The sequence below is a fragment of the Tepidimonas sp. genome, from assembly GCF_036825565.1.
GTDB lineage: Bacteria > Pseudomonadota > Gammaproteobacteria > Burkholderiales > Burkholderiaceae_C > Tepidimonas.
Window position 1 is genome coordinate 1 of sequence record NZ_DAISXZ010000103.1, and the last position, 6,005, is coordinate 6,005.

Below are 6,005 nucleotides of genomic sequence, written 5' to 3' on the forward strand. Positions count from 1 at the left end.
GCGCAGGTGGGCGGGGGGCTGCTGCCGATCGCCGTGCTAGACGGGCCGGCGCAGGCGGGGCGTGTGCCGCCGCGGTGCTTGCCCGTGTGGCCCGTGGTGTCGATCCCGGCGCTGCCGCCTTTTGGCGAGGTCAGCGCCGTGGCGGGGCGGGCGGCCGCCGATGCCGTCATCGCCGCCGCCCAGGCCGCGCTGCGTGGGGAGGTCAGCGCCATCGTTACGGCTCCCCTGCACAAGGCGGCGCTGGCCGCCGCCGGCGTCGATGTGCCCGGCCACACCGAGCTGCTGCAGCGCATCGCTGCGCAGGCGCGCGGTTTGCCGTCGGCCGAGCTGCCGGTGCGCATGATGCTGTCCAACGATGTGTTGCGCACCGTGCTCGTCAGCATCCACATCCCCTTGCGCGCGGCGATCGAGGCCGTCACCGAGGCGGCCGTGTGGGAGACGCTGCGCATCACCCACGACCATTTTTGCGGGCTGCTGGGCTGGCCGCGTTGCCGCATCGCCGTCGCGGGCCTCAATCCGCACGCGGGCGAGGGCGGGTTGTTCGGCCGGGAGGAGATCGACGCCATCGGCCCGGCCATCGCGCGTGCGCAGGCCGCCGGGTGGGCGGTCACCGGCCCGCACCCCCCGGATACCGTGTTCATGCGCGCCCGGGCCGGGGAGTTCGACGTAGTCGTCGCCATGTACCACGATCAGGGCCTCATCCCGGTGAAGTACCTCGGCCTCGAGCGGGGCGTCAACACCACGCTGGGCCTGCCGTTCGTGCGCACCAGCCCCGACCACGGGACGGCGTTCGACCTGGCAGGACGGGGGCTGGCCGATCCCTCCAGCCTTCTGGCGGCGCTGGAGTCGGCCTGGGCCATGCGCGCGCAGCGGGCGACGGCGGGGGTTTGATCTGCAGACGTCACCGATCAGGGTTTGTCCGAACGGCGATCCCTTACAATACTCGGTGGCTTTTGTGCGCAGGCCGCCCGGTGGCGGTGCGCGCGTTCCGTCTTGCTCCAGCCTTTCAGAAAGACCTCCCCCATGAGCGAAGCCAACCTAGACCAAGACCGCCGGACCTGGCTGGTCACCTCGTGTGCCGTGGGTGGCGCGGGCGTCGCTGCCGTTGCGGTCCCCTTCGTCCGTTCGTTCTCGCCGTCCGAGCGCGCCAAGGCCGCCGGCGCCTCGGTGGAGGTCGACGTGTCCAAGCTCCAGCCTGGCGAGAAGGTCGTCGTCGAATGGCGGGGCAAGCCGGTTTGGGTGATGCGTCGCACGCCGGAGCAACTTGCGTCGCTGGAACAGGTCGAGTCCCAGCTGGCCGACCCCGCGTCCGACCGCAACGCGTACCCGACGCCGCCGTATGCAAAGAACCGCCACCGCTCGATCAAGCCGGAAATCCTCGTTGCGGTGGGCATTTGCACGCACCTGGGCTGTTCGCCCGTGGACAAGCTGCAGCCCGGCGCGCAGCCGTCGCTGCCGGACGACTGGAAAGGCGGCTTCCTGTGCCCCTGCCACGGCTCCACCTTCGACATGGCGGGCCGGGTGTTCAAGAACAAGCCGGCGCCGGATAACCTCGAAGTGCCGCCGCACCACTACGTCTCGGACACGGTCGTGCTGATCGGCGAAGACCCGCCCAAGGCCTGATCCGCCGCGTTTGCACCGAATCCACGCACTAGGGAACCACCATGGCCGAATTCAAGGAAGCCCCCCCCAACGCGTCGCGCGGCGAGCAGCTCCTGACCTGGATCGACAACCGCTTCCCGTTGTCGAAGCTCTACAAGGAGCACCTGTCCGAGTACTACGCGCCGAAGAATTTCAACTTCTGGTACTTCTTCGGCTCGCTGGCCCTGCTGGTGCTGGTGATCCAGATCGTCACCGGCATCTTCCTCGTCATGCACTACAAGCCGGACGCCTCGCTCAATGCGGCAGGCGTCCCCGTGGCCTTCGCCTCGGTCGAATACATCATGCGTGACGTGCCGTGGGGCTGGCTGATCCGCTACATGCACTCCACGGGCGCTTCGGCGTTCTTCATCGTGGTGTATCTGCACATGTTCCGCGGCCTGATCTACGGCTCCTACCGCAAGCCGCGCGAGCTGGTCTGGATCTTCGGCTGCGCGATCTTCCTCGCGCTCATGGCCGAAGCTTTCATGGGTTATCTGCTGCCCTGGGGCCAGATGTCGTACTGGGGTGCGCAGGTGATCGTCAACCTGTTCTCCGCCATCCCCTTCATCGGTCCCGATCTGGCCATCCTCATCCGTGGTGACTTCGTCGTCAGCGATGCGACGCTCAACCGCTTCTTCAGCTTCCACGTCATCGCCGTGCCGCTGGTGCTGCTGGGTCTGGTGGTGGCGCACATCATCGCGCTGCACGAGGTGGGCTCCAACAACCCCGACGGCATCGAGATCAAGGCCACCAAGGGTCCGGACGGCAAGCCGCTGGATGGCATTCCTTTCCATCCGTACTACACCGTGCACGACATTCTGGGCGTGTCGGTGTTCCTGATGGCGTTCTCGGCGATCGTGTTCTTCGCGCCGGAGCTGGGCGGCTACTTCCTCGAGTACAACAATTTCATTCCGGCCGATCCGATGGTGACGCCGCCGCACATCGCGCCGGTGTGGTATTTCACGCCGTTCTACTCGATGCTGCGCGCGACCACGACCGAGATGATGTACGTGCTCGTCGCGGTGGTGCTGATCGCGGCGGTGCTGGGGGCGATCAAGTCGTCCATGGGCCCGGTGGGCAAGGGCGGCCTGCTCGGAGGCGCGGTGGTGCTTTCCGCGCTGATGCTCAGCATCGACGCCAAGTTCTGGGGCGTGGTCGTGATGGGTGGCTCGGTCATCATCCTGTTCTTTCTGCCCTGGCTGGACCACAGCCCGGTCAAGTCGATCCGCTACCGCCCGAGCTGGAACAAGTACCTGTACGCGCTATTCGTCGTCAACTTCCTGATTCTGGGCTACCTCGGCGTGCTGCCGCCGTCGCCGGTGGGTGAGCGCGTCTCGCAGGTGGGCACGCTGTTCTACTTCGGCTTCTTCCTGCTGATGCCGTGGTGGAGCCGCCTGGGCGAGTTCAAGCCCGTTCCGTCCCGCGTCAACTTCCAGGCCCACTGAAACTCGAGGAGTCGAATCCCATGAAGCGATGGATTGCCACGGGTCTGGTGGCCCTCGGTGCGATGTTCGGGGCGTCCGGTGCGCTGCATGCCGCAGGCGCAGGCTTCCCGATGGACAAGGCCCCGCGCCTGACCAACGATCTGGCTGCGCTGCAAAACGGCGCCAAGATCTTCACCAACTACTGCCTGAGCTGCCACTCGGCGTCGTTCGTGCGCTACAACCGGCTGACCGAAATCGGCCTGACGGAAAAGCAAATCCGCGAGAACCTGATGTTCACCTCCGAAAAGGTGGGTGACCAGATGATCGCCGCGATCGACCCCAAGCAGGCCAAGGCCTGGTTCGGCGCGCAACCGCCGGATCTGTCGCTGGTGGCCCGCTCGCGCGCCGCGCAACTGAGCTACAGCGGCACCGACTATCTGTACACGCTGCTGCGCGGCTACTACCGCGACCCCAACCGCCCCACGGGCTGGAACAACGTCGCCTTCCACAACATCGGCATGCCCCACCCGTTGTGGGAGCTGCAGGGCGAGCGCAAGCCGGTGTTCGAGAAGGTCTCCAGCCACGGCCACGAGGTGGAAGTCTTCCGCGGGTGGGAAGTCGTCAAGCCCGGAAAGCTGACCGAGGCGGAATACGACCGCACCGTCGCCGAGCTGGTCGCGTTCCTGGAATGGATGGGCGAGCCCGCCAAGAATGACCGCATCCGCCTTGGTGTGTGGGTGCTGATCTTCCTGGGCGTGTTCACCGTCATCGCCTGGCGCTTGAACGCCGCCTACTGGAAGGACGTCAAGTAATCCCCATCTGACCGCGTGCCAGCGCGCGGTCCGCGCAGTGGGTGAGCCAGCCGGCAGGCGGCCATCCACTGTTTTCTTTTGTCGAGGAGCGAACACACCATGATGGTTCTGTACTCGGGCACCACCTGCCCGTATTCGCACCGTTGCCGTTTCGTGCTGTTCGAGAAGGGCATGGATTTCGAGATCCGCGACGTGGATCTGTACAACAAGCCCGAGGACATCGCGGTCATGAACCCCTACGGCCAGGTGCCGATCCTGGTCGAGCGCGACCTGATCCTGTACGAATCCAACATCATCAACGAGTACATCGACGAGCGCTTCCCGCATCCGCAGCTCATGCCGGGCGACCCGGTGGACCGTGCGCGCGTGCGGCTGTTCCTGCTCAACTTCGAGAAGGAGCTGTTCTCGCACGTCTCGGTGCTGGAGCAGCGCACGCCCAAGCCGACCGACAAACAGATCGAAAAGGCCAAGGCCCACATTCGCGACCGCCTGACCCAGTTGGCCCCCGTGTTCCTGAAGAACAAGTTCATGCTGGGGGACAACTTCTCCATGCTGGACGTGGCGATCGCCCCGCTGCTTTGGCGCCTGGACCACTACGGCATCGAGCTGAACAAGAATGCCGCCCCGCTGCTGAAGTACGCCGAGCGCATCTTCTCGCGGCCGGCCTACATCGAGGCACTGACCCCATCCGAAAAGGTCATGCGCAAGTGATGGACACCGATCTGCCCTCCACGCGCCCGTACCTCATCCGTGCCCTGCACGAATGGTGCACGGACGGGGGCTTCACGCCCTACATCGTGGTCGCGGTGGACGAGCGCGTGCAGGTGCCGCGCGAGTTCGTGCGCGACGGTCAAATCGTCCTCAACGTCAGCTTCGACGCCACCAGCGGCCTGCGGCTGGGCAATGACGTGGTCGAGTTCAAGGCCCGCTTCGGCGGGGTGCCGCGCGACGTGGTGGTACCGGTGGACCATGTGATCGCCATTTACGCGCGCGAGAACGGGCAGGGCATGGCCTTCCCCGCCCCGCAGCCGGCCTCGGCCGATGCGCCGTCCCAGCGGCTGCAGGTGGTGGCCAGCGACGAGGCACGCCAGCCGACCGACACCCCGGCCGACGCCCCCGCCGAGACCGCGCACGACGGCGGCGATGGGGATGGCCACGCGGCGCGTGGCGCCAAGCGCCCGACGCTGACCCGGATCAAGTGATCGCCGGCAGGGCTACAATGGAGCCCTGCCCGACGGGCTACCCTGCGCACAGGTCGCCCGCTCAGCCGCTTTAGCTCAGTTGGTAGAGCACCCGCCTTGTAAGCGGTAGGTCGTCTGTTCGAGTCAGACAAGCGGCACCAAACATCCGACTGCCGGTGATGCCTGGCTGGGTTCGGTAGCTGGTGTCTTGATGCTGAAGTTCAGCGCTTGCGGCGCACCAACTCGACCACGACAATCGTTATGGGCAAGCCGATGAGGCCGAGTGCGACTTGCCATGGGGCACCGGTCGCGGCCGCCCAGACTGCGGCAGCCAAGCTGCCGGCCAACGCCAAAAAACCCAGCACCATTCCGACGATGTTGTCGCGCGCCGTCAAGCGCACGGTTTCTTGCTGCGTCTGTATGGCAGCTGATTCAAGCGCGTGGCGGTGCTTTTGCTCCTGCTCGGCCATTTGCAGCAAGCGCTCGGCTGCCCCCGGGCAATGCGTTCAAAAAGCTCCAGCGCGGCAGGGGGCGGCAGCGGCCCAGCCCATTGTTCCGAAATGGAGATTGCGCGCTGTTCAGCGTCTGTGCTCGGCTTCTGTTTGGAGCTTTTGGATTGCGACACGGAAGTCGCCTCCAATCCTCCAATCTTGATCCAGTCCCCGCGAAGGCCGTGCAGAGCACCGCCCGGCAGTGGCGGGGAAGGTAGCGTGCGCAAAGCAAGCGCATGCCGCGCTCGCGAGGCCAGGACCGGCGGGGCCAGCTGCCCGACGCTGTGAGCATTCACCTGCGTCCGCCCGAGGCCAACGAGCGGGCTTTCCCCGGGCACTGGGAAGGCGACCTCCTCAAGGGGGCGGCCAACCGCTCGGCGGTGGGCGTGTTGGTGGAGCGCAGCTCGCGTTTGGGTAGATGCAGCCCCAAGCTCAAGGACGCCACCGCAGCCTCGG

At 66.2% G+C, this 6,005-nt stretch carries 6 protein-coding genes, 1 tRNA gene and 2 pseudogenes; 8 read left to right on the forward strand and 1 reads right to left on the reverse strand.

What is annotated here, in order from left to right; genetic code table 11:
• From pdxA to V7026_RS10840, 7 genes are all read left to right on the forward strand, one after another.
• Positions 1 to 891 (forward strand): 4-hydroxythreonine-4-phosphate dehydrogenase PdxA (gene pdxA, locus V7026_RS10810; RefSeq protein ID WP_334155389.1); only part of this gene is annotated, 891 nt, incomplete at its 5' end.
• A gap of 132 nt (positions 892 to 1,023) precedes the next feature.
• Positions 1,024 to 1,623: a ubiquinol-cytochrome c reductase iron-sulfur subunit gene (gene petA / locus V7026_RS10815; RefSeq protein ID WP_334155390.1), complete on the forward strand. Its 600-nt coding sequence runs from the start codon at positions 1,024 to 1,026 to the stop codon at positions 1,621 to 1,623.
• Positions 1,624 to 1,664: 41 nt separating this feature from the next.
• A complete protein-coding gene (locus tag V7026_RS10820; protein ID WP_334155391.1) occupies positions 1,665 to 3,086 on the forward strand; it encodes a cytochrome b in 1,422 nt (473 codons plus the stop codon).
• Between the two features lie 20 nt (positions 3,087 to 3,106).
• The gene (locus tag V7026_RS10825) at positions 3,107 to 3,877 is read left to right on the forward strand and encodes a cytochrome c1 (RefSeq protein ID WP_334155392.1); all 771 of its coding nucleotides are present in this window, start codon (positions 3,107 to 3,109) and stop codon (positions 3,875 to 3,877) included.
• Between the two features lie 99 nt (positions 3,878 to 3,976).
• The gene (locus V7026_RS10830; protein WP_068606212.1) at positions 3,977 to 4,588 is read left to right on the forward strand and encodes a glutathione S-transferase N-terminal domain-containing protein; all 612 of its coding nucleotides are present in this window, start codon (positions 3,977 to 3,979) and stop codon (positions 4,586 to 4,588) included.
• Positions 4,588 to 5,079 (forward strand): ClpXP protease specificity-enhancing factor, encoded by a 492-nt coding sequence (locus V7026_RS10835; protein WP_334155393.1) that lies wholly within the window; start codon positions 4,588 to 4,590, stop codon positions 5,077 to 5,079. The genes V7026_RS10830 and V7026_RS10835 overlap by 1 nt, the downstream gene beginning before the upstream one ends.
• A gap of 64 nt (positions 5,080 to 5,143) precedes the next feature.
• Positions 5,144 to 5,219 (forward strand) — tRNA-Thr (locus tag V7026_RS10840).
• 60 nt (positions 5,220 to 5,279) lie between these two features.
• Here the strand turns inward: V7026_RS10840 and V7026_RS10845 are convergent.
• Positions 5,280 to 5,546, reverse strand: a pseudogene (locus V7026_RS10845) (hypothetical protein); the annotation flags it as partial.
• A gap of 236 nt (positions 5,547 to 5,782) precedes the next feature.
• On the opposite strand from V7026_RS10845, the pseudogene V7026_RS10850 reads away from it, so the two are divergent.
• Positions 5,783 to 6,005, forward strand: a pseudogene (locus V7026_RS10850) (transposase); the annotation flags it as partial.

Coding starts and splice junctions, on each gene's coding strand:
- petA (WP_334155390.1), top strand. CDS start 1,024: ATGAGCGAAGCCAACCTAGACCAAGACCGCCGGACCTGGCTGGTCACC.
- V7026_RS10820 (WP_334155391.1), top strand. CDS start 1,665: ATGGCCGAATTCAAGGAAGCCCCCCCCAACGCGTCGCGCGGCGAGCAG.
- V7026_RS10825 (WP_334155392.1), top strand. CDS start 3,107: ATGAAGCGATGGATTGCCACGGGTCTGGTGGCCCTCGGTGCGATGTTC.
- V7026_RS10830 (WP_068606212.1), top strand. CDS start 3,977: ATGATGGTTCTGTACTCGGGCACCACCTGCCCGTATTCGCACCGTTGC.
- V7026_RS10835 (WP_334155393.1), top strand. CDS start 4,588: ATGGACACCGATCTGCCCTCCACGCGCCCGTACCTCATCCGTGCCCTG.